19 protein-coding genes, 2 tRNA genes, 1 other RNA gene and 2 pseudogenes are annotated in these 22,794 nt (G+C 70.7%); 13 read left to right on the top strand and 11 right to left on the bottom strand.

Going from position 1 to position 22,794, the window contains the following annotated elements; translation table 11 throughout:
- Positions 1-180: 180 nt before the first annotated feature.
- The 3 genes and pseudogenes from ACWDEX_RS06890 to ACWDEX_RS06880 form a co-directional block, all read left to right on the top strand.
- Positions 181-288 (top strand): annotated as a pseudogene (locus ACWDEX_RS06890) (ABC transporter ATP-binding protein); the annotation flags it as partial.
- Between the two features lie 31 nt (positions 289-319).
- Positions 320-944 (top strand): annotated as a pseudogene (locus ACWDEX_RS06885) (response regulator transcription factor).
- Positions 945-966: 22 nt separating this feature from the next.
- A tRNA-Gly gene (locus ACWDEX_RS06880) sits at positions 967-1,042 on the top strand.
- Between the two features lie 116 nt (positions 1,043-1,158).
- Here the strand turns inward: ACWDEX_RS06880 and ACWDEX_RS06875 are convergent.
- The 6 genes from ACWDEX_RS06875 to ffs form a co-directional block, all read right to left on the bottom strand.
- Positions 1,159-2,058 carry a phosphoribosylaminoimidazolesuccinocarboxamide synthase gene (locus ACWDEX_RS06875; RefSeq protein WP_450462142.1) on the bottom strand — a complete coding sequence of 300 codons (900 nt, stop codon included), beginning with the start codon at positions 2,056-2,058 and terminating at the stop codon, positions 1,159-1,161.
- Between the two features lie 87 nt (positions 2,059-2,145).
- Complete coding sequence (locus ACWDEX_RS06870) at positions 2,146-3,642, bottom strand: N,N-dimethylformamidase beta subunit family domain-containing protein (RefSeq protein ID WP_450462141.1); 1,497 nt, start codon at positions 3,640-3,642, stop codon at positions 2,146-2,148.
- A gap of 390 nt (positions 3,643-4,032) precedes the next feature.
- Positions 4,033-6,078: a hypothetical protein gene (locus ACWDEX_RS06865; protein WP_450462140.1), complete on the bottom strand. Its 2,046-nt coding sequence runs from the start codon at positions 6,076-6,078 to the stop codon at positions 4,033-4,035.
- 560 nt (positions 6,079-6,638) lie between these two features.
- Positions 6,639-7,895 (bottom strand): phosphoribosylamine--glycine ligase, encoded by a 1,257-nt coding sequence (gene purD / locus ACWDEX_RS06860; RefSeq protein ID WP_450462139.1) that lies wholly within the window; start codon positions 7,893-7,895, stop codon positions 6,639-6,641.
- A gap of 231 nt (positions 7,896-8,126) precedes the next feature.
- Entirely contained in the window at positions 8,127-10,385 is a 2,259-nt protein-coding gene (locus tag ACWDEX_RS06855; protein ID WP_450462138.1) for a DNA polymerase III subunit gamma and tau, read from the bottom strand.
- Positions 10,386-10,484: 99 nt separating this feature from the next.
- Positions 10,485-10,581, bottom strand: an RNA gene (ffs, locus tag ACWDEX_RS06850) — signal recognition particle sRNA small type.
- Positions 10,582-10,678: 97 nt separating this feature from the next.
- On the opposite strand from ffs, the gene ACWDEX_RS06845 reads away from it, so the two are divergent.
- The 3 genes from ACWDEX_RS06845 to ACWDEX_RS06835 all read left to right on the top strand — a co-directional run bounded on the left by ACWDEX_RS06845 (position 10,679) and on the right by ACWDEX_RS06835 (position 12,144).
- Positions 10,679-10,766 (top strand) — tRNA-Ser (locus tag ACWDEX_RS06845).
- A gap of 242 nt (positions 10,767-11,008) precedes the next feature.
- The gene (locus ACWDEX_RS06840) at positions 11,009-11,485 is read left to right on the top strand and encodes a hypothetical protein (RefSeq protein ID WP_450462137.1); all 477 of its coding nucleotides are present in this window, start codon (positions 11,009-11,011) and stop codon (positions 11,483-11,485) included.
- On the top strand, positions 11,482-12,144 hold the full coding sequence (locus ACWDEX_RS06835) for a hypothetical protein (RefSeq protein ID WP_450462136.1): 663 nt from the start codon (positions 11,482-11,484) through the stop codon (positions 12,142-12,144). The genes ACWDEX_RS06840 and ACWDEX_RS06835 overlap by 4 nt, the downstream gene beginning before the upstream one ends.
- A gap of 96 nt (positions 12,145-12,240) precedes the next feature.
- On the opposite strand, the gene ACWDEX_RS06830 is transcribed toward ACWDEX_RS06835, so the two are convergent.
- Positions 12,241-13,344: a tyrosine-type recombinase/integrase gene (locus ACWDEX_RS06830; RefSeq protein ID WP_450462135.1), complete on the bottom strand. Its 1,104-nt coding sequence runs from the start codon at positions 13,342-13,344 to the stop codon at positions 12,241-12,243.
- Here ACWDEX_RS06830 and ACWDEX_RS06825 point away from each other — a divergent pair.
- Genes ACWDEX_RS06825 through ACWDEX_RS06810 form a run of 4 tightly spaced genes read left to right on the top strand, consistent with a single transcriptional unit; the run spans position 13,343 to position 16,369 of the window.
- A complete protein-coding gene (locus ACWDEX_RS06825) occupies positions 13,343-13,576 on the top strand; it encodes a hypothetical protein (protein ID WP_450462134.1) in 234 nt (77 codons plus the stop codon). The two genes, ACWDEX_RS06830 and ACWDEX_RS06825, sit on opposite strands and share 2 nt — an antisense overlap.
- 51 nt (positions 13,577-13,627) lie before the next feature.
- Complete coding sequence (locus ACWDEX_RS06820) at positions 13,628-14,233, top strand: plasmid mobilization protein (RefSeq protein ID WP_450462133.1); 606 nt, start codon at positions 13,628-13,630, stop codon at positions 14,231-14,233.
- On the top strand, positions 14,230-15,945 hold the full coding sequence (locus tag ACWDEX_RS06815; protein WP_450462132.1) for a relaxase/mobilization nuclease domain-containing protein: 1,716 nt from the start codon (positions 14,230-14,232) through the stop codon (positions 15,943-15,945). The genes ACWDEX_RS06820 and ACWDEX_RS06815 overlap by 4 nt, the downstream gene beginning before the upstream one ends.
- A gap of 58 nt (positions 15,946-16,003) precedes the next feature.
- Positions 16,004-16,369, top strand: coding sequence for a hypothetical protein (locus ACWDEX_RS06810; protein ID WP_450462131.1), 366 nt, complete (start codon positions 16,004-16,006; stop codon positions 16,367-16,369).
- 183 nt (positions 16,370-16,552) lie between these two features.
- Here the strand turns inward: ACWDEX_RS06810 and ACWDEX_RS06805 are convergent, their stop codons facing one another.
- From ACWDEX_RS06805 to ACWDEX_RS06790, 4 genes are read right to left on the bottom strand one after another with little or no spacing between them, the layout of a single operon-like run.
- Entirely contained in the window at positions 16,553-16,963 is a 411-nt protein-coding gene (locus ACWDEX_RS06805) for an NUDIX hydrolase (protein ID WP_450462157.1), read from the bottom strand.
- 28 nt (positions 16,964-16,991) lie between these two features.
- Positions 16,992-17,930: an FAD-dependent oxidoreductase gene (locus ACWDEX_RS06800; RefSeq protein WP_450462130.1), complete on the bottom strand. Its 939-nt coding sequence runs from the start codon at positions 17,928-17,930 to the stop codon at positions 16,992-16,994.
- A gap of 4 nt (positions 17,931-17,934) precedes the next feature.
- Positions 17,935-18,504 carry an isochorismatase family cysteine hydrolase gene (locus tag ACWDEX_RS06795; RefSeq protein ID WP_450462129.1) on the bottom strand — a complete coding sequence of 190 codons (570 nt, stop codon included), beginning with the start codon at positions 18,502-18,504 and terminating at the stop codon, positions 17,935-17,937.
- A gap of 25 nt (positions 18,505-18,529) precedes the next feature.
- The gene (locus tag ACWDEX_RS06790) at positions 18,530-19,663 is read right to left on the bottom strand and encodes a helix-turn-helix domain-containing protein (protein ID WP_450462156.1); all 1,134 of its coding nucleotides are present in this window, start codon (positions 19,661-19,663) and stop codon (positions 18,530-18,532) included.
- A gap of 215 nt (positions 19,664-19,878) precedes the next feature.
- Here ACWDEX_RS06790 and ACWDEX_RS06785 point away from each other — a divergent pair, with 215 nt between their 5' ends.
- From ACWDEX_RS06785 to ACWDEX_RS06775, 3 genes are read left to right on the top strand one after another with little or no spacing between them, the layout of a single operon-like run.
- Complete coding sequence (locus ACWDEX_RS06785; protein WP_450462128.1) at positions 19,879-20,346, top strand: NUDIX hydrolase; 468 nt, start codon at positions 19,879-19,881, stop codon at positions 20,344-20,346.
- A gap of 3 nt (positions 20,347-20,349) precedes the next feature.
- Entirely contained in the window at positions 20,350-20,997 is a 648-nt protein-coding gene (locus ACWDEX_RS06780) for a hypothetical protein (protein WP_450462127.1), read from the top strand.
- A complete protein-coding gene (locus tag ACWDEX_RS06775) occupies positions 20,994-22,793 on the top strand; it encodes a DUF4254 domain-containing protein (protein ID WP_450462126.1) in 1,800 nt (599 codons plus the stop codon). The genes ACWDEX_RS06780 and ACWDEX_RS06775 overlap by 4 nt, the downstream gene beginning before the upstream one ends.
- Position 22,794 lies beyond the last annotated feature (1 nt).

Raw genomic sequence — 22,794 nt, 5'->3', positions numbered from 1 at the left:
CCGCCGCGATCTGGCACAACTTCCAGACCGGCCAGGCGGTCAGCCGCTCACTGACCGCCTACGACCACTAACCGTGTTCGGAAAGACTCGTCTAGGGCGCTGAATCCATGACAGTCATGGAGACGACGACAGAAACACGACCACGTGACAGAGGTCACTGACCTGCGGCGCGTGTACACCGAAGGGCGCCGGAACACCTGGGAGTTGGTGCGGTCGCTGCGTGACACCGGAACGACCGTGCTGCTCACCACGCCTTATCTGGAGGAGGTCGAGCCACCCGCCCGACGAGCGAGCCCGCCCCCTTGAACGAGGTCGCTCGATGACGACATCTTCCACACACGTGCGGCTGCTACTGGCCGACGACGAGCACCTCATCCGCGGTGCGCTCGCCGCGCTGCTCTCCCTGGAGAACGACCTGCTGGTCGTCGCGGAGGCGGCCACAGCGGGCCCGAGGCGCCGGCTATGGCGGCGGGCGCACGAGGCCGACGTCGCCATGCTGGACCTGCAGATACCCGGCGCGGTCGGTGTGAATGTCGCCACATCCCTGCGCATCGAACTTCCCGGCTGCCGAGTGCTGATCGTCACCAGTCATGGGCGGCCCAGGCATCTGAAGCGCGCGCTTGCGGCGGGGTGTGCGGCTTCGTCCCGAAGACCGTCAGCGCCCAGCGGCTCGCCGAGATCATCCGCACCCTGCACGCCGGAAACCGTTACGCCGACCCCGAGTTGGCCGCCGACGCGATCTCGGCCGGAGACTCGCCGCTGACCGCGTGCGACGCCGAGGCGCTGGAGCTGACCGCCGACGGCGCGCCCATTGCGGAGATCGCCGAGCGGTCGCACTGACCCCGGGAACCGTGCGGAACCACCTGTCGTCGGCGGTGACCGAGCTGGGTGCGGACAATCGGCACCCAGCAGTACGCCTCGCGCACGGGCGAGGTTGGGTATAGTTGCTCTCGCGCAACGCGCAGTGCGGACGTAGCTCAGTTGGTAGAGCGCAACCTTGCCAAGGTTGAGGTCGCGAGTTCGAGCCTCGTCGTCCGCTCCAGATACCGAAGGCCCCGGTCATGACGACCGGGGCCTTCGGTCTTTCCGGACCGGGGCCCCTGCACACGCGGGCGCCCGGGGCCGGCCCGGTCGCCGGGGCCCCGGGAACTTCCCCGACTACGACCAGCTGACGCCCGTCAGTCGCTCGTAGGCCTCCACATACTTCCCCCGGGTCTCCTCCACGACCTCCTGCGGCAGCGGAGGCGGAGGCTGCTCGCTCGTGCGGTCCCAGCCGGAGGCCGGGGAGGTGAGCCAGTCCCGTACGAACTGCTTGTCGAACGACGGCTGGGCGCGGCCCGGCTCCCACTGGTCCGCCGGCCAGAAGCGGGAGGAGTCGGGAGTGAGCACCTCGTCCGCGAGGACGAGGGAGTCGCCGTCGTAGCCGAACTCGAATTTGGTGTCCGCGAGGATGATCCCGCGGTCGCGGGCGATGTCGCGGGCCCGGCCGTAGACGGCGAGGGTCGCCTGTCGAAGCTGGGCGGCGGTCTCGGCGCCGACCTGGCGGGCGGCCTCCTCATAGGAGATGTTCTCGTCGTGCTCGCCGACCGCGGCCTTGGCGGCGGGGGTGAAGATCGGCGCGGGCAGCTCCGAACCGTTGACCAGGCCTTCAGGAAGGGCGAGGCCGCAGACGGTGCGGGATTCGTTGTACTCGACGAGTCCCGAGCCGGTGAGGTAGCCGCGGGCCACGCACTCCACGGGAACCATCCGCAGGGACTTGCAGACCAGGGTGCGGCCGGACCAGTCGGCGGGGGCGCCGGGCGGTAGTTCGGTACTCAGGACGTGGCTCGGGACCAGGTCGGCGAGCTGGTCGAACCACCAGAGCGAGAGCTGGGTGAGGATCCGGCCCTTGTCCGGGATCTCGGTCGGCAGCACCCAGTCGAATGCGGACGTACGGTCGCTGGCGACCATCACGAGGTCGCCCGCCTCGTTCTGGTAGAGCTCGCGCACCTTGCCTGTGTGCAGATGCACCAGACCCGGCACCTGAACGGGCTCGGGCTTTTCTACGAATCCGGACACGGTTCCTCCCCGTGGGTCTCTCCAACTGGCTCGATTCTCCCGTATACGGGCGACGAGCTGGACCGGGGGGTCCGGGTCGAAGAGGGGTCAGTCCCGTTTGCAGATGCGGTCCAGCAGGTTCGCGGTGGCCTGCTGGACGCGTGTGTCCACGTGGCCGGGACGGTCCAGCGCTGGGGACCAGGCGAATGTTCCGGAGGCGAAGACAAGGGCTCCGGAGGGAGCCCGGTAGAGGGAGGTCTCCTGGTGACGCAGGGCGCCCTCGCCGTCCCGGTAGGGAGAGTGGGCGAGCAGGATGCGCCCCAGGTGCTCGGGCAGCGGAGCGCGCGGGAAGTAGCGGTCGGCCTCACCGGCAACCATTCCCTGCAGCTCGTCGCCCTCGTGGGCGCCGGTCGCCTCCCACAGCCAGTGGTCGGCGTTGCGGACGACAAGGGGATGGGGTTCGGACACCCGGCCCGCGTACTGGATCCCGATCATCTCCTGCTCGGGACGGTCGATTTCCCGCCACAGCGTCGGCTTTCCGGGGCCGCGGCGCTTGCGGCAGGTGAGCAGCCGGTCGGGGACACCGGACGGGGACGGACCCAACTCCACTTGCCAGTACATGGTGTTGGCGGAGAGGAAGACGAGCGAGGTGCCGTGTTCGCGGGCGAGTTCCACGGTGCGGCGCATCTGCGTCGACCAGTACTCGTCATGGCCCGGGAACACCAGGCCTCGGTAGCGGGTGGGGGCGACACGGCCGGCGTGCAGATCGCGGGCGTCGGCGTAGGCGAGGTCGTAGCCGTAGCGCTCGGCCCAGCGGATGAAGTCGTAGGCGTGCCCGACATGCAGGGGCAGGCCCGCTCCGGCGTAGGGGCGGTCGAAGGAGACCGTGATCGCGGCGTCGGCCTCGCCGAGCAGTCGGCCGTCCTCGTCCCAGGCGTGGTAGAGGCTGGCGCCCGTGTGGCCGTCCTCCGGGTAGAGGTTGTACGCCTGCCACGTGACGTCGGGAAGCAGCAGGAGCAGGTCCGCCGGGCGGGCGTCGCGAACGGTGAACGGGACGTGGGAGCGGTAGCCGTCGGCGGTCGTGAGGACCGCGACGTACGCGCCGATGCTCCAGTACGACGGGATCTGGAGCCGCCAGGAGAGCCACCAGTGGTGGCAGGAGACCGTGCGGTCGGCGGCGAGCGGGGGCGCCTGGACGATGCCGGAGAGGCGTGGGCTGGTCGTGATCTTGGACGCCCCGTCGCCGCCGTAGTGCCCGATCCGGTAGACGTCGACGCTGAATTCCTGGGGCGGGTCGACCGTGATGTGGAAGTCGATGGCCTCGCCGGGGGCGACCGCTCCGGCCGAGGTGAAGCCCTTGATCTGACGGTGGACGTCGTCGGCGGAGCGAGGGTCACTGGTGCGCGGGGCCGGGATACGCGCTCCTTTGGCCTGGGACGGGATGTGGGGTGAGGCCGGATCCACGTACCAGGGGACGACGTGTCCCGTGTCGTCGAAGTACGTCTCACTGCCCCGCAGCCAGGGAACCGGGCCCTGACCGAAGGGGTCCGTCACGGCATGCGCGAGGGCACCCGACTCCCAGCGACGAATGTGCTCCGAGCCCATACGATGTCCCCTCCCTCGTCCCCCATGAGCCCTCGTCGGCTCTTGTCTTTCGCTCGATCGATCCCAGCACATCACATTACGCACGCAGTCCGTCACCGTTCGTCGTGAATTGGCGTGACCGGAATGGAAGGCTCCGGCCAGTGGTAGGGATTGCGACCGCATCGCGGGCGGTGTCTCCGCAGGTGGGAAGGCGGTGTTGGCCGCCGACTGGACGCGCCGGGGGGTGTGGCGGACCTTATGGGCCGGGCTGGAGCCGGTGGCGGGCTGGGCGGGGTTCGGAGGGCTTCCCGTGGGGGCCTGTGCGGTCCGGCCCGGGGTGCGAGCGAGGGTGCGATCAGGTCGGTGGTCTCGGCGAGAGGACAGCCCGGCCGAAGGTCCCGAGAGCTGGGGTCAGACCAACCGGACCGGCTTCTCCGCACGTATGCCCAGGTGGACGAGCCAGGTGCGGAGCGGAGCCGGGTCGCCCGCCTCGACGAGGGTGAGGACCCGGGACGCCAGGTCGGCCGTGCGCTCGCCCCTGACCAGGAGTGACGGGCCGTCCAGCCAGTCGAGTCCCGGCGCCGCTCCCGCCGTGTCGATTGCGGCACAGCACACCATGGCGGTGACGTGGTCGACGAGCAGTTCACGGCCGGTGCGGGGCGGCTGGAGCGGGAACAGCGGCAGCATCCCGTCATCCCACGGCGTCCGGTCCGGCGCCGCCAGTGGCTGCCCCGGACCCCCGCCGCCCGGTATCACCCCGGTGGCCGCTTCCTCTCGCGCCACCTCGGCACTGAGCCCGGCGAGGAGGACGGCGGTCCGCCCACTGGCGACGAGGCCCTCGTCGTCGAAGGAGAACACGTCCCCCAAGGCGCCGTCGTCATCGAGGCGAGACACATCCCCCGGGGCGCCATCGTCATCGAGGGTGCATGAGTCACTCGCGGTGTTTCCGTCGCGTACGCCATCCGTTGCGCCCGCACCCGCGAGGCCACGTACGCCACCGGACGGGCCTTCGTCGCCGGGTCCACCCTCGTCGCCCGGTGTTTCCGCGGTCTCGGGGGTCCCCGCACCGCTGACAGCCCTCTCGGCCTGCTCAGCCCGCCCGGCGGCCCCCGCGCGTGCGGTGCCCGGTGTCCCTCCGTCCTCGCTCGTGTCCGCCCGGACCGTCAGGTACTCCAACACCCGGTCCAGGGTCGGCCCGTCCGGGTCGGGTGCGGTCGTGTTCGTGGCGTGGTGGACGCCCAGGGCGTCCAGGACGCGGTGGAGACGGGCCGCGTCCGTGCGCCATTTGCGGTCGACGACCTCGTCCGGATACTCCTGCCAGCCCACCGGTGCCCAGTCCCGGCCGGGCTGGGCCGGTCCGCCGTGAAAGAGTCGGGCCGCGAGCAGCGACGCCGCCTCGTCCACAACGCCGGGTTCTTCCAGCAGATCGCAGGCGGGCCGCTCGCCCAGACGGGAGGCGAAGCCCTCGGCCAGCCGGTCCCGGCGGGAGAGTTCCGTGAGCGCCGCGACCACGCCCGCGTCCAGGCGCGACGGCCAGCGGCCCATCCGCCAGGCCGGCAGCGCGACCCGGGTCAGGAGTCGGTCCCAGCCCGCGTACGCCAGACCGACCTGCTCCTGGGCGACGATCCGCAGACCGTAGTCCACAGCCTGTGCATGCTCGGCCGCGGCAGCCGCCACGCCCCGCTCCATCTCCGCCGCGTGCCCGCGGCAGCTCCGCAGCAACAGCCGGACCACCCAGCCGACACCGGCCAGCACCGTACGCGTCAGGGGTCCGTTCATGGGCGCCGATGTCACGGCCACGGCCGCGTCCAAACCCCGTACGAAGCGACGCGCTGCCGCTATGTCCGGGTGCGCCGACGGTGCTGTACCGGCGACGACAGGGGCGAGGACCGCGCGCAGCTCGGCCACCCGCATCCACCACAGGAACGGTGAGCCGATGACGAGCACGGGCGCGGTCGGGGCGCGGTGGTGCCGTGATGCCGACAGGCCACGGAGTCCCCGAACCGCCGGTATCTCGTGCGCGGACGCGAAGGGCGACGAGCCGTGGGCGGGGTGCGTGCGGTCCTCCAGCCAGCTGTCGCAGTCCGGGGTGAGTGCTATCGCCGACGGGGCGGGGACGTCCAGGCGGTCGGCCAGGTCCCGGACCAAGCGGTACAGATCGGGGGCCGCGTCCTCGGCGATCGGGACCGTCGGGCTCATGGCCGGGCGGGCACGGGCGACGACGAGGCCGACACCGGCGGCGGAGAGCAGGACGACCACAGCGACACCGATCATGATCCAGCGCACGATCGCCCAGTGCGCTCCGCTGATATGGCCGGTGGCATCGCCGGCGAGCAGCACGACGGCAATCGCCGCGGGCAGCAGGGCTACGGCCAGCGCCCTACTGCGGACCCGCAGGACAGCGAGGGCCCGGGAGCGCGCGGCCTGCGCGCCCACCTCCACACCCATACCGGTCACGACCGGAAGTCACCCCCTTTGTCCCGCCTCTGTCCGGCGCGACATACGCCGTGACGGTCTCCGTCACGGAAGTCCCCACCGGATGCCCGTGCGTTGCTCACTCCCCCACTGTGGCACCCGTCACTGACATCGCAATGCCGGTGGGCCAAGTGCCGGAACGCTTGCGCGGCACCCTAGTTGGGGCCCCGGCCATCGTCAGCAGGAAGGGTTACTGGTCACTCGATGGAATGGCTTTGGGGAAAGCTGGATGACGCAGCGCAAGGATCACCCCTTGGTTGCTCCCCACCGCCTGCCCACGCATGCCGGACGCAGGCCAGACGCAGGTGGCGGCTCATCGCGGACGCACGGCAAAGGCCCCGAACCGTGAGAAGGATTCGGGGCCCACGGGTCTCATCCCCTTCCCGGGCCGCGCTACGGCGCGGCCCGGGAAGGTCGAAGGGATCCGCCGGACCGCGGCAGAGACTCACGGCGCCACCGGGCCGTGCGGCCGGCCGGGTCGGCCGCACAGACGCGACGCGGCCGGGATGCGGCCGGGATCCGACCAGGATGCGGCCGGGCGCTCAGGCGCCGGTTCCCGCCGCCTTCGCCGCGATGTCCGTACGGTGCTGTGATCCGTCGAGCCCGACGCGGCCCACGGCCGTGTACGCCCGGCGGCGCGCCTCGGCCAGATCCGCGCCGGTCGCCGTGACCGACAGCACACGTCCGCCCGCGCTCACCACGGCGTCGCCCTCGCGCCGGGTTCCCGCGTGCAGGACGTACGCGAACGGGGCGTCCTGGGCCGCCACCTCGTCGAGCCCGGTGATCGGGTCGCCGGTGCGCGGGGTTCCGGGGTAGTTGTGCGAGGCCACGACCACGGTGACCGCCGCGTCGTCGCTCCAGCGCAGGGGCTCGAGGTCGGCGAGGGTGCCGTTGGCCGCGGCCAGCAGCACACCGGCGAGCGGGGTCTTCAGCCGGGCGAGGACGACCTGGGTCTCGGGGTCTCCGAAGCGGGCGTTGAACTCGATGACCCGGACACCACGTGAGGTGATCGCCAACCCCGCGTACAGCAGCCCTGCGAACGGCGTGCCACGGCGGCGCATCTCGTCCACGGTGGGCTGCAGAACCGTCTGCAGGACCTCCTCGACCAGCTTCGGGTCGGCCCACGGCAGCGGCGAGTACGCGCCCATGCCACCGGTGTTCGGCCCCTCGTCGTTGTCCAGCGCGCGCTTGAAGTCCTGGGCCGGCTGGAGGGGGAGCACCGTCTCGCCGTCAGTGACGGCGAACAGGGACACCTCGGGTCCGTCGAGGAACTCCTCGATGACGACGCGCTCGCAGCCGGCCGCATGGGCCTTCGCGGTCTCCAGGTCGGCGGTGACGACGACGCCCTTGCCGGCGGCGAGGCCGTCGTCCTTCACGACGTACGGGGCACCGAAGGCGTCGAGCGCCTCCTCGACCTGCTGAGCGTTCGTACAGACGTACGAACGCGCGGTGGGTACACCCGCGGCCGCCATCACGTCCTTGGCGAAGGCCTTGGAGCCCTCCAGCTGTGCGGCCTCCTGAGAGGGGCCGAAGACGGGGATCCCCGCTGCACGCACGGTGTCGGCGACACCCGCGACGAGCGGAGCCTCCGGGCCCACGACGACCAGCTCGACGCCGAGGTCCATGGCCAGCGTGGCCACGGCCTTTCCGTCGAGCGCGTCGACCTGGTGCAGCTGGGCCACCTCGGCGATGCCTGCATTGCCGGGGGCACAGTGCAGGGCGGTGACGTCGGGGTCGAGAGAGAGACAACGGCACAGGGCGTGTTCGCGGGCACCGCTACCGATGACGAGGACCTTCACGGGGTCAGCCTAACGGGCGGAGTCGGACGGCTTTGTGGGGGCCACCGAAACGAAGCCGGACGAGGACTTGTGCGTTCGTCCCACATCGGCCCGGGAGAGGGAGCGTCCGCCGCCCTCCAAGCCGGCGCGCGACCCAGGTCGTCCACCCGTGTGCGGGTGCGGCCGGTGACGACGACGCGGTCCTCTTCCCCTTGCCGTCCGCTCTGCTCGCCGCCGTCCGCTCTTGCCGCCCTACTCGTTCGAGAACTCCTCCACCACCGTGGCACCCAGTTCGCGGACGATCAGTTCATGGCCCGAGAGGGCCGACTCGTCGAGGTCGGGGTCGTCGTCCTCCGGCATGTCGTCCTCGGGTGCGACCACGCGTCGCTCCGCGGCGGCCGGGGCGGGTCGCGTCGGCGCTGCCGGTGCCGCTGGCGGTGATGGAGCCGGTTCCGCCGGTGCGGCAGGACGCGCCGCCGGGGCGGACTGCTGAGGTGCCGGGCGCGGCACGGCAGGTGCGCCGCCACCGTATCCGCCGCCCCCTGCGACGTGCCCGCCGCTTGGTCCGGCATTGCCGCCGCCCCCGAACCCGGATCCCGCGGCAGGCGGCGGGGCCGATCCGCCGGACGGGTCGACGATCGCCTCGATCTTCCACTGCACGTTGAACTGCTCGGCCAGCGCCTGCCGCAGGACGTCCTCGCTGCCGCTGCTCGCAAAGTTGTCCCGCGCGCCCGCGTTCACGAAGCCGAGTTGCAGCGTCGTACCGTCGAAGCCCGCCACCTGTGCGTTCTGGCTCAGCAGGATCCAGGTGAAGCGTCGGCGGTTCTTCACGGCTTCGAGGATGTTCGGCCAGAGCATGCGGGGGTCGAGCCCTCCGGCCGCTGGAGCGGCGGCCGGAGCGGAAGAGGCGGGCGCGGCCGGTTGCGCGGGCGCGGCCGTGGGCTGCCCCCCTGCCGAGGGCGCGGCCGTGGGCCACCCGCCGGGCCTTCGGCCACCGCCCGCCGCGGCAGCGGTCGGCCAGGCACCCGGAGCGGCGGGAGCCGGAGAGCCAGAAGCCTGGGGCCGCGCAGCCGTGGGAGCGGCAGGAGCCGGGGCAGCCGGAGCCGGGGCAGCCGGAGTCGGGGCAGCCGGTGCGGTCTCCGCGGGCGGTCCCGGCACGGGAGCCGCGCCGTCCTCGTATCCACCCGGCCCGGACGCCCCACCGGTGCGCACCGCGGCACGGGCCGCCGCGGCACCGCCACCGGGCGGAACGGGCGCCGCCCCCTGCGGCACCGGTCCCCCCGGCATCCCCGCGTGCGCCTCGGGCCCTGGCACGTACCCCATGGCGGGGCCCGCACCGCCGCCGGAGAAGCTGACGCCCCGCTCCAGGCGGTCCAGCCGGGCCATGAGGGAGCGCTCGTCGCCGTACGCGGCGGGGAGCAGTACGCGCGCACAGATCAGCTCGAGCTGGAGCCGGGGCGAGGTGGCTCCGCGCATCTCGGTGAGCCCCTCGTTGACGATGTCGGCGGCACGGCTGAGTTCAGCCGGTCCGAAGACATCCGCCTGGGCCTGCATCCGCTCCAGTACGTCGGCGGGGGCGTCGATGAGCCCCTTCTCCGCGGCGTCGGGTACGGCGGCCAGGATCACCAGGTCCCGGAGCCGCTCCAGCAGGTCGGCGACGAACCGTCGAGGGTCGTTGCCCCCCTCGATGACCCGGTCCACGATGTCGAAGGCGGCAGCCCCGTCACCGGACGCGAAGGCCTCGACGACGGAGTCGAGCAGCGACCCGTCCGTGTACCCGAGCAGCGAGGTGGCCATGGCGTACGTCACACCCTCGGTACCCGCGCCCGCCAGCAGCTGGTCCATGACGGACATCGAGTCACGCACGGACCCGGCACCCGCGCGCACGACGAGCGGCAGGACCCCGTCCTCGACCGGGATGCCCTCCTTCTGGCACACCTCGGCGAGGTAGTCACGAAGGGTCCCCGGCGGCACGAGACGGAAGGGATAGTGGTGCGTACGCGACCGGATGGTCCCGATGACCTTCTCGGGCTCGGTGGTGGCGAAGATGAACTTGAGGTGCTCGGGCGGCTCCTCGACGACCTTGAGCAGCGCGTTGAAACCGGCTGACGTGACCATGTGGGCCTCGTCGATGATGTAGATCTTGTACCGGCTGCTCGCAGGCCCGAAGAAGGCCTTCTCCCGCAGGTCACGGGCGTCGTCGACACCACCGTGCGACGCGGCGTCGATCTCGATGACGTCGATGGATCCCGGGCCGTTCCTGGCCAGGTCCCGGCAGGACTGGCACTCGCCGCAGGGCGTCGGCGTCGGTCCCTGCTCGCAGTTCAGACACCGGGCCAGGATCCGCGCGCTGGTCGTCTTGCCACAGCCGCGCGGACCACTGAACAGGTACGCGTGATTGACCCGGTTGTTCCGCAGCGCCTGCTGCAGCGGGTCAGTGACATGCTCCTGCCCGATGACCTCGGCGAACGACTCCGGGCGATAGCGGCGGTACAGCGCGAGAGACGACACGCATACGAGGTTATAGGCGCCCACCGACAAAGCGTCCCGCTCGAGCCGTCGCCCCGGGGCCTCCCCCGGCCCTCGCTCCCCGGCGCTCTCCCCGGGAAAGCACAAGACCCCCCACGCACCCGCCAGAGCCGACCTACCCTTGCTGCCTTCCGGCCCTGGGGGAGTTCAGTCAGATAGCGCCGCGTGAGGGGCTGAGCCCCAGCCTACCCGATCGCAGGGGCCCGAACGAGCCCCGATCACCGGGGCCCGAACGAGTTCGCTAGCACTCCCCAACGTCATGTAATGTTTCCGGCGGAGGATTCGCCTAGAGGCCTAGGGCGCACGCTTGGAAAGCGTGTTGGGGGCAACCCCTCACGAGTTCGAATCTCGTATCCTCCGCCAGTGCCTCACCGGGCACGTTGTCGAAGGGCCCCACCGTTCGCGGTGGGGCCCTTCGACGTGTGTGGTTGCAGTTTTGGTTGCAGTTGGTCCCCAACAGCCGATCACCGAGGCAGCGGCTGGACGCCCGAAGGGCTGCTGGTGGCTCATCAAGGCCGACCGGCATCAACGGGAAGGGCGGGCAGAAGCCCTGCTGTCAGTGACTCGCCCTACAGTCCTGCCCAGAACACCAAGGGAGGGGCAGCGTGCCTGTCGACGGAAGTGATCAGTTCGCACACCTCATGGCGCATCTCACAGAAAGGCTGCCGGATCTCGCCGACCAGCTGAGGCAGGAGGTCCGGCAGGGCCGAGTCGCCTCCGAGCAGCGGCTCAAGCAGGTGGGGGAGTACCAGGCGCGCGCCAGCCGACTGGCGGCGGCCGATCTGCCGCCCCTCGGTAAGGCGGACATCGCCGTGCTCCCGTACACCGACGACGAGAGCCTCGAGCTCGCGCGCATAGCCGTGCTGACCCTTGCCGAGACCATGTACGCCTCCCGCAAGGCAGCGCTGGACATCGCCTCAAGGCGGGAGATGGAGCTGACCGTCGAGTTCGGTGATCCAGAGTTGGAAACGCCCTCGTCTCTCGACCTCAAGGCGGAGACCGAGCACGCACGGGCCGCGCTGGCGACCGTCCGCGCGCTGCTGTCCGAGGGAACCGACGTGCCGGTGGGGGCGATCCAGTGAACAAGCCCACCCTGGTGCAGGCCATCGAGCAGGCGATCGGCATCCTGGAGCCCGTCTACCGCGGCAAGGCGGATGAGTCGGACCTGTACGAGGCATCCCTGCTCGTCGTGTGCCTCGATGCCGTAAGGACTGCGGGCGGAACCACGCTTCTCACGCAGGACGGCACGAACCCGGCCACCGCACTGCGCTTCCGCCGGTCTCCCGGCAACCTGTGGTCCGGCGATTTCACCCGCGCGGTGGTGAGCTTCCCCGACACGCAGAAGAAGCTGGAGATCCACCTGGGCGTGTACGTCGCGGCCACCACATCGAAGGTGGCGCACGAGTGCGACGTCTCCGTGCTGGACCACCAGGAGGCCGAGCGGAGCCGCCGGGCCATGGTCCACCCCCGGGGCAAGGGGCTCGTCGCCGCGATCGAGGCAAAGCACTATGGCACCTCACCTGGCCTCGGGATCGGCCGCGGATTCTTGGGACTGGCGCAGGAGCTGGGCGGGAAGAAGTGCTCACTGGTCTTCCCGTCGCAAAGTTCCACCACTCTCGGCGCTTTGATCGCCAGGAGGGACAGCGAGGCGTACCCCCAGTTGCTTCCCGGAACGACGGCCGCTGACCGGCTGCGCGCCAAGCTCGACCAGGCCATCCGCAACTGGAAGAACCAGCTGTAGCGACACGGAGTCGGTCTACACGCAGCGGAGGGCACCAGCGGAGTTCCCGCTGGTGCCCTCCATCACCGCCTGGTGTCCCAACGGAGGCGTCCGTCATCACCAGTCGTCGGTGTCGCCGTACTTCCCCGGGTTCCGGGCGCGGTCCACAGCCTGTGCACAAGCCTCGGTGAAGGCCGTCTCCACGGCTACCTTGTCCGTGCCGCGCACTTGGGCCTCGACCTCTTGGCCCGTGCCGGGGCACCAGGCCGTGCGCCAGGCCGAGGCGCGGCCGGTGTAGCGGTCGGTCTCGAAGTCCCAGGCTGGCACCGACCACTGCTCGGGAAGTCCGGTCGCCACGCGGGCGCCACCGGGGAGGAACAGGGCTCGGGCGTGGAAGACCACGGCCCGTTCCGGTACGCGGTCGCGGATGGCGCTCGCGCCGCCGGGGCCCTGGTGTTCCCAGCGCCAGCGGTCCCATTCCTCGATCTCGGCCGTGTGGTCGGGCCAGTCTTCGCTCCACCGTGCGACGACCTCGTCGGCGTGCTCGCGATGAAGGAAGGGAACCCGTCGCTCGCCGAGGCGGGCGACGTGCACCACCAGTTCGGCGGGGACGGGGCTCTGGCTGGCCTCCGGCGCAGCACTTCCCGCCGCCTGGTCCGTGCCCCACAGGAGGCCGCCGACCTTGGCGGCAGTGTCCTTGAGGACGCGGCTGGTCAGGTGCTGGTAGCGGCGGCGCATCCGGGCGGACTTGCCAGGCTCCCAGCCCATGATGGCGTCGACGACCGCGTCGGGGACGCCGAGGATGAGCAGGACGGTCGCCGCAGTGTGGCGGGCGTCGTGAAGGCGGGCATCGCGGACGCCAGCGGCCTTCAGCAGCTCCTTCCACTTGTGGTAGTCCGTGTTCGGGTTCAGGGGCTCACCGGTGGGCGACGTGAACACGTACCCCTTCTCCGTCCACAGGTCACGGGCCCGGGCCCGCTCGCGAGCCTGCTCCTCCTTGTGCTGGCGCAGGAGTTGGAGGAGTTCGTCGGGGGCGCCGATGGGCCGCTGGCCGGCGCGGGACTTGGCGCTCTTCGTCTCGCGCCGGGTGTTGATCTTCTGGGGGCAGAAGCCGGGCTTGCGTCCGCACCGGTCTCCGCAGCCATGCTTGTAGCGGGGCCGCAGCCGGCCGCGCCGTACGCGGATGACGCCGAGATCGAAGTCGACGTCATCCCACTGCATGCCCTCGGCCAAGCGTGCTACGCCGAAGCCGAAGCGGCCGGGCCGCAAACCCCGCGCCACCGACGAGATCCTTCGCGACTACGCCCACCGTCTCCACAGCGAGCACGGCCGCCTATCCCGTGACCTCCTGGAGCAGGCCGTACGCGACGACGGATACAGCGTCGCCAGCGATCACGCTGGCGAGATCGTCCGCTCGGTCAAGGACGAACTGAACGCCTCCCACGACGGCTGACGACCACCTCGCCCAGCCGCTCGCCCTCCAACAACCCCGACACGGAGAGCCATGCACGACCCGCGCCACGAACCCATCACGCCCCAGCAGCAGCAGCCCACCACCCCGGTCACAGGCCCAGCAAGTTGGAGGTTCGGACACTCCCCCGCAGGGGGCGCGTCCGAACCCGTGCCCGCCCCGGGGGTGACGGGCGACCTCCCGCGCCAGGGGGCGCGGAAGGCTGGGGCTGCGACCGAGGGCGGACCGCAGCCTGGCAGGCGCCGGAGCAACGCCCGTATCCGCGCGCCAAAGCAGCGCCGCGCGCACAGCGTCCGCCTGAGTGAGCCCGAGTTCGACGTCGTCGCCGCCGGAGCCGAAGCGGTCGGCATGAGCATCGCCGGCTTTCTCGCCCACAGCGGGCTCGCCGCCGCCCGCGATCTCAACCGCACTGCAGCCACCATCGCCACCCGTCAGGACACCCTGACCGCCCTCTTCGCGCTCCGGCGCCAACTCGGGTACGCGAACAACAACCTCAACCAAGCCGCCCATGCCCTCAACAGCGGCGCCTACCCCGACGGTCTGGAGGACACCATCGCCGCTGTTCGCCACGCCGTCGAAGGCATCCGCCACATCACCGCCCGCATGACCGACCCGAACGCCGAAGGCACTGCCGCTTGATCCCCTCCGTCCACAAGCAGGGCCGCGACACCGCCCGCCTGCTCGCCTACCTCTACGGCCCCGGCCGCCGCGAGGAACACACCGACTCTCACCTCGTCGCTTCCTTCGACGGCCTCGCCCCCGACCCCGGCCGCGACCCGAACGCCACACTCGACGACCTCGCCCGCCTCCTGGACGAGCCCCTGCATCTGCTCCCTGACGACACGCGTCCCGCCACGCACGTGTGGCACGCCTCGGTTCGCGCAGCCCCCGGCGACCGCACCCTCACAGACACCGAGTGGGCCGACATCGCTCGCCGGGTCATCGCCGCCACCGGCATCGACCCCGGCGACGGCGCGGGGTGCCGCTGGGCAGCCGTCCGCCACGCCGAGGACCACATCCACCTCATCGCCACCCTCGTCCGCGAAGACGGCCGCCGCCCCGACCACCACCGCTCCGCCAAACGCGCCCAGGCCGAATGCCGCCGCATCGAAGCCGACTACGACCTGCACCGCGTGAAGGCCGGCGACGGCACAGCCGCCAAGCGCCCCACCAGCGCCGAACGCCACAAAGCCCACCGCCACAACCGGCAACGCACCCCGCGCGAAGAGCTCCGCGAGACCGTCCGCCGCTCCGCGGCCGGCGCGGCGAGCGAGGAGGAGTTCTTCGACCGCCTCGCTGCGGCTGGCCTGCTCATCCGGCGCCGCATCGCACCGTCGGGCGACACCCTCGGCTACACCGTCGCCCTCCCCGACGACCGCAACGCCGAGGGCAAGTCCGTCTTCTACTCCGGCTCCAAGCTCGCCCCGGACCTATCCCTGCCCCGCATCCGCGAACGCTGGACTCACCCCGCCGACGACGGTACCCAGCAGCCGACCCTGTCGCCGGTGACCAGGCCCGCGTCCGCACGTCGCCGCGCCACCACCGCCGCGTGGCAGGCGTTGCTCGTCATCGACCACGGCGACGACGGCGTGGTTGCCGCGCAGATCGCCGCCACCGGGGAAGTCCTCGACGCCCTCGCCAAGACCTCCGCCGCGCACACCCGTCACGAACTACAGGCCGCCGCCACCGCGTTCGAACGAGCTTCCCGCTCCCACATCCGCGCCGCACACAGCCACGGCCGCGCCTTGCGCCAAGCCGCACGCGAGCTCATCCACAGCGGTCCAGCTCTCGGCCGAGGCGAGGACGGCGCCACCACGGCGATGGCCATCGACATGCTGTTCTTCCTGATCACCGCCGCCGCGCACTGGCACGCCAAGAAGCAGCACGCCCAGCAGGCCGAGGCCGCCCAGCAAGCCGCCGAGCATCTGCGCGTGGCCTACCAGGCCGCCGCCGGGCAGCCCATGTCCGTGCTCCACCAGCGTGGCCGCCGCCTGGCCCCGTCCCTGCAACGGCACCACTCCGCCATCCTGCGCCAAGCCCTGCCCGAACTGGCCGACCGAATCCTCGCCGAACCCGGCTGGCCGGCCCTCGCAGCCACCCTCGCCGAGGCCCGGACCGCTGGCCACAACCCCACCGCCCTGCTCACCGATGCCGCCGCACGCCGGGAACTGGACACGGCGGAGCACATGAGTGACGTACTCGTGTGGCGGCTGCGGCGGATGGCTGACCTCCCCGCTGCTCCCCAGCACTCCCAGGACCAGCGGGCCAGCGGCAACCACGCCGTCTCCTCGCCGCTACGGGCAGCGCAAACCGGGACCAGGCCCGCGAACAGTTCCCCGCGGCGACGCTGAACCGCAAAACCGAGCCGCCAAGGTAGCCGACCACACCGACCCTCTGAGGAGAACCCGTATGCCCGCCTCCGCCCCTCGCCCCCACGTCATGGCCCTGCTGTTCGACACGGATTTCAATCGTCCCTCGGGTACCCGCACCTTCCGCCACCTCGACGGACGCCCCTTCACCGAGGAGGAACAGGCCCTCGCCGGTGACGCCACCATCGAAGAGCTCCAGGCCGCCGGCGTCTATGCCCACAACTCCGAGGCCGGAGCCGAAGCAGCTGCAGCCGCGCACGAACTGGCTGAGCTGCTGCACAAGTACGCCGTCCGGCACCATGAAGCCCTCGTCGCCTTCATGAGCCACGAGGACCTGCTCGAGTACGACCGGTTGTGCGGCATCGTCGCTGCGGGGGCCGACAGGTTCCGCCCGCACGAGGACTGAGCACACAGGCAAAGCGCCAACACAGGAACCAGCGGCCGGTGGTTGGGAGTCATCCCCGCCACCGGCCGCGCCCCTGCCGTCCGGTCTGCTGGCCCCGCTCGACGGTGGTGGTGAGCCCTGCCACCCCGGCCCCGACAACGGCAACACGCTCCTGACTTCTCAGGGGCGTTGACCCGACGGAGCTCACGGCAGCAGAGTCGCGTCGAGGTAGTCCTGCACCGGCTCGAATAGCCCGTACGGCACGTACTGCGGGATCTCACCGTGCGCGGCCCAGACCAGGCCAACCACTTCGTCATCACTCGCGATGACCGCCTCCCCGCCGACGGGTCGACATGCGATGTAGTGGATCTCCCAACCGGTCATGGGGTGAACCCGTTGTCCGAGCACGCTCTGCGGGGTCACCAGGAGCCCGGTCTCCTCCTGGATCTCACGCGCTGCGGCTTCTTCGGGAGTTTCCTCGGGTTCGATCTTCCCGGCCGGGAACTGCCACGAGAGTGCGCCTTCCGCCACGCGTCGTCGCACGAGCAGGACGCGCCCGCCCTGAACGACGACTGCGGCGGCGACTGCTGCCTCGGCCTCGCTGGTCACGGAGATCCCTCTCTGCGCGTCTTCGCACCTCGTCTCAGCCCTTGGTGAGCAGTTCCCTGGCTGCGTAATAGGCGTGCAGCGCGGCCTCGCTGCCGGAGCCCAAGGCGGTCATGATGCGTTGGAAGCGAGCGGAGCGGAGGTCGCCGGCCACGATGATGCGGGGGTGCTGGTCGGTGGGCGGGCAGTAGCCGTCCGTACCGCGGGTCAGGTCGCCGGACGGGGCAGTCGGCGCGTTCCCGATGCTGAGGTAGACGATGTCCGCCGCGACCGTCTGCCGTTCGCCGTCCCGGCCCACCACTTCCGCTATCACCGCGGTCCCTTCGGAGGGACTCAACGTCAGGTGTTCGACGGGAAGAAGCGTGACGCGGGGTTCCTCGCGGATCTCCTCGACCTTGTAGTCGTCGGACTCGGGGTACGCCACGAGCAGGCGGGTGCCGGTGGCCGGGTGGGCACGCAAGAAGGTGCCGATCGGGCGGTCGCCGCCGAGGACGAGGAGGGTGCGACCCTCGGCATCATCCGCATCGGCCTGCCAGAGCGGGGGCAGAGTGAGGCTGCTAGGGGCGGTGATCCAGGGGACATCGCGGGGTTGGAGTGGACCGACGCCAGTGGCGACGATGGCGTATGGAGCGGTGAGACGAGCACCGCTGTCCAGGGCGACGGTGACGTGGTCGTCGTCAGCGCGGAGTTCGGTGGCGTGGCGGCCGAGTTCGAGGCGGCACAGTTCCGTGCTCTTCAGTTCCGTGGTGATGGAGTCGGCCAGTTCCGGTCCGGCGGTATAGCCGCCTAGGACGTTGTTCAGGGCCGGGATGCGGTAGAGGTTGCGGCACAGAGTGTCCGGCTCGACGAGGATCGAGCGCATGCCGACGCTGGCGGCCATGCGGGCGGCGGCGCAGCCGGCCGGGCCGCCGCCGATGATGATCAGGTCGGTGTCGTAGGTGCCGTGCGAACCGGGGGCGGGCGATGAGTCGACCATGGGGCTATTCCAGCACCGGGGCCCCAGCGTACGCAGTGAGTTGTCCCATCACGTGCTCGGTGGTGACGAGTTGGCCGGTTCCGATCAGACGGCGGGCGACGAGAAGGCCGGCGTCGTGGACATCCGGGCCGGCGTCGCTTGCGGAGGCGTCGGTGACGATCCAGGGTGCGTATTCGTGCTCGAAGGCATCGGCGGCGGACTTCAGGACGCAGCTTTCGGTGGCGATTCCGCAGAAGACGAGGTCGGTCCAGCCAGCCTGGCCGATCAGTTCGGTGCCTTCGAGGGTGAAAAGCGTGTACCCGGTCTTGTCGACGACCGCGTGTGCGTCGGCAGCGGCTTCGGCGAGATCGGGGACGATGTCGGTCTCGGGAGGTCCCTGCAGCCGGTGCCAGTGGAAGAAGCGCTCGTATGGGCTGTCCGAGTAGTTGAAGTAGCGGGTGAAGATCACGGGTCGGCCCGCCGCAGACCACTGGGCGACCAGGTCGGAGACCACGGGCACGACGTGGCGGCTGTGGTGGTTCACGAAGCCGTTCTGCATGTCGATCACGACCAGCGCGGCGCTGCCGGTGTCCATCCGCCGTCTCTCCTGCCCGTTGTTCTCAACCGACGCTCTCGCGTAGAGCGTCCTGCGCGGCGCGCAGCCGTTCGGCCAGCCCGCTGGTCTTCATGATGGCCTCCCGCATCAGGACGTGTTGCGCGGTCTCCTGGGCGCGGGCTGTGGTGAGCCGGGAGTACGCGGCACGTAGGAAGCGCCAGCCGTACCGCTCGGGCATGGACGGGTCCTGCCCGTCCTCGACCATCTGCTGGATCTGGCGGGTGAAGCACCACAGTGTCTGGACCGCCAGTTCGCAGTTGACCAGCTCGTCGATGGTGAGGCTGCGCTCGCGTGAGTGGGACGCGTAGGCGACGCCGGACCAGCCGACGAATCCCGTGGAGACTCCCCGTACGCCGAAGGACACGATGTCCGGGTGGTCGAAGCCGTTGGCGAGGAGCGACTCCTCGACCGAGCCGTCCAGGGGAGCGGGCCCACCGCGGGCACCGCGGTCGACCAGGACCGAAGGCGTGGACAGCAGTCGCAGGGCGGTGTCGTAGGCGCTGCCGCTCCAGGGGCCGCTGGTGAGCCAGTACAGGGAGAGGACGTACTCGGGGTTGGGGACGAGGGCGTGGTCCTCGTCCAGGAGGTCGCGGAGCTTGTCTCGCGCCCAGGGCAGATCGGAGGCGTACGAGCGGTACCGCCATACAGCGAGTTCGGTGAGCGAAGCCGGTTCGTGCGGCTGGACGATGTGGAAGGCGGCGACGCCGCATGCGAAGACGTGCAGCACGCATTCCTGCGCTTCGGGGTGGTCCACTCGGGCCGAGGAGGACTCCAGCCAATCCGCATCGGCGCCCAGGGCCATGTGCGCGCGGAGTTGGCGAGCGCGCTCGACGCCGATAAAGACGGGCAGGAACTTGTGGGAGTCGACTCCGATCCTGCCTGCCATGGGCAGGACAGCGCCGTTCACTCCGAGCACTGCGGCGAACCTCGCCTTCGCATCGTCCGACGCGCGGCCAAGTGCCGTGTCGAGGACAGCCTGAGACTCGGCACGGGGCTGGTAACTCGCCCCGCCAGCTTCCCAGTTGGAGACAGTCCGGTCACTGACACCGAGGTACGCGGCGAAGTCCCGAAGGCTCATGCGCAGGGCGTCACGCAACAGCCGGGCTTCCCGGCCGGACCATCGCTGCACCGTGACCACCGTCGTACCCCCTGTCCGTCGCCCGGTGGAACGACTGAACACCCAGCGTAGCCAGCCGTGTTCGGCAGTGATGCGGCATTGCTGCAGCACCCGTACGTCACACTCCGCCACCGGCCTGCACCATGCTGGGTCCACCGAGCCGGAGAGGCGTCCACCGCTACCAGGAAGCCCTCCGCCCGTTCTCTCCTGTACCACGATCAGAAGGAGCAAACGGCATGACCGACATCGTCAAGCGCAACGCCCGCGCCATCCTCCTCGACGGCGACGAGCTGGTCCTGATCAAACGCACCAAGCCGGGCAGGGAGCCGTACTGGGTGTCGGTCGGCGGAGGAGTCGAGGAGGACGACGCGACCATCGAGGCGGCCCTGCACCGCGAGGTGTTCGAGGAGCTCGGCGGCAAGCTGGAGCGCGCCGAGCTCGTCCACCTGATCACCGACGAGCTAGAGGGTGGCATCGGCGTCCAGCACATCTTCGCCGCGCGCCTGGAGTCGATGGATCTGGCCGCGCGTACGGGTACGGAGTTCACCAAGCCGGAGCGGGGCGGGTACGAGGTGGTCCGGGTGCCGTTCACCGCCGAGGCCGTCCGTGAACTAAACCTGATGCCCCCGGAGCTGGCCGAGTTCATCGCGACGAACACGGACGCGATCACCTCCGTACTCGACACTCCGATCCGCAAGGCGTGAGCGATGGCAGAGTCCCCGGACTTCGTCAGCCTCAACGGCCCTGACAACGTGGGCAAGACGACCCACATCGGGCGACTGGCCGAGCGGTGTGACGGCTTTCAGCCGCTGGGCGCAATCCACGAGCACGACCCCGAACCGTGGGCGCGTGTGGCGGCGGGCGACTATGCCCGCTGGTGGTTCGAGACGTCCACGAGCGTCGAGCTGACCGAGCTGCTGCTCGCCGGCCACGCCAAGCGGGCAACCGCTCGCGAAGCGAGGCGTACGGGTCTACTCGACCGGGGCCTGCCCATGCTCCTCGCCGTGGCCACCGCCACCTGCGTGGTCAAGGACGGGCTAACGGTGGCCGAGGCATTCAAGACGGTGACGGCTATTGCCGGTTCGCGTGCCGCAGGACCGGAGACCTCGATCCTTCTGCTGCCGTCCCTCGACGCCGAGCGCAGCTACGCCGTCACCAGCGCCCGCGAGGGCCGTCCCTGGACCGGGATTTACCCGGCCTACCAGAAGACGCTGCACGCGGTCCTGCTCCACCAGGCCGACCAGGGCGCGTACACCGCCGTCGTGGACTGCGAAGGCCGCTCCCTGAACGACGTCCACGCCGTCGTACTGGATCACCTCGGCCTCAGCCGACTCACCGATGGGAGTCACCGATGACCCAGAACTCCCCGCCCCTGCTCCTACCACCGGGCCTCGCCCACGCCATAGCCACACTCCAGGACAAGGACCAGCGCCGTCTGGACGACAGCATCACTCGGCTCCACACCGTCAACGGGCGCCTGTGGGACACCGAGGACCGGGTGCGCGGCGCGTTACTCTCCGCCGCCCAGGTCGCCGACTGCAAGCGCGAGATCGACCAGCTCAATGCCGAGCGCAACGCGCTCGCCGAGCGGGCCGACGAGATCCTCTGCTCGCTGGCGAACGCGGGCCTCGCCGACGCGCCACTGCACACCGAGACGTTCGCCTCCGTCGTCGACCGTCTGTCGGTGCTGACGCTGCGGATCTGGCACAGCGAACGGGCCGCGTCCAGGGACGAGCTGGCGCGGCGCCGCGTTCCCGCGCTCCACGGCCAGCGTGAGGAGCTGTGCGCTGCCCTCGACTCGCTGCTCTCCGACGTCGTCGCTGGGCGTCGGCGGCTTCCTGTACCGGCCCGCTTCAAGCTGTACGGCCGGGACGACGCCGCGCCCACGGAGATCAAGCCGAGCCACCATCTGGGTCGGGTCATCGCCTTCGGCGGGCTGAGCGAGTGCGGCAAGAGCACCAGTGCCGAGTTCGTACGGCGCACGTGCGGCGCCCAGCGCCTCAAGATCGGCTTCCTGCTACGGCAGGCGGCCCACCGGGAAGGTCTCGCGGACCCGTACGCTCTGTCGCCCCGGAGGCAGGCCGAGTTGCTGCTCGGCGAGCTGAACCGCTTCGCGGAGGCCCACGTCGACACGCGGCTGTTCACCATCGAGTCCGTCCACGACGACGCCTCGATCGTCGAGCTCAAACAGCTCATGGGCGACACGCTCCAGATCGTCTACCTGGACGTCTCCTTCGCCGTACGCGTCGAGAGGTCCGGGATGCAGGCCCAGGCCGTTGCCGCGAAGGACGAGATCAAGATGAGCCGTGGCGCCCACCAGGTCGCCACACTCGCCGACCACGTGATCGACAACTCCGGCAGCATCGCCGCACTGCGCTCCCGGCTCCGGCGCATCGCCGTACCGCCCGCCTCCACGACGCTACGCGTCGCCACCCCGTACGGGCTGGGCCTGCCGGCCGCCATCGCCTCGGCGACGGCCGACTTCACCGACACGGTACGGGCGTACGGCCCCGACGTACGGCTCGCCGCCCTGACCGGCAGTCCCGGCGAGGGCACCTGGATCGCCGACTGGTCCGACCTGGACCTCCTCGTGATCGCCGAACACGCGGTCGCAGGCCGGATCCACGAAGCCCTGGAGCAGTACCGGACCGCGCTGAACGGCGCGGCATCCCTCGGCCCCACCCTCATCACTCCGGGTGAACTGACCGCCCGGCGCCTCACCCCGCGCCTGGCCTTCGCCCTGCACCAGCTCCAACAGGGCCAGCCCGTCCTGCACGCCGCGCCCGACATCGAACTGCCGACCATCACCCGCGAGGAACTCGCCCTCGCCGCTGTCCGCGAGCTCCCCCAGGTCATCCTCACCATGCGCCGTCTGCGCGCCGACGCGGGGCCGACCACTCTGCGGCAGCTCTACAAGCACCTCGTGCTGGCCTGCCGTCTCCTCCTCCGCGAGCACAACCACTGGGAGTCCGGCCCCGACCGGATTCTCGCCGCAGCGTCCCGCATGCCGGGCCTGGCCGCCTTCTCCGTGCCCTCCCTGGCCGAGATCTCCAGCGCTTGGCGCGACGGCAACACTGAGCCCGTCCTCAAGCCCGTCGCCGCGTCCGTGGACCAGTTCCTCGCCTGGTACGCCGCCCAGCTCGCCGCCTGAA

It is taken from the genome of Streptomyces sp. NPDC001020, from assembly GCF_053599115.1.
The sequence above is the reverse complement of the archived record's forward strand: the minus strand, read 5'-3'. Positions and strand labels throughout refer to the sequence as shown.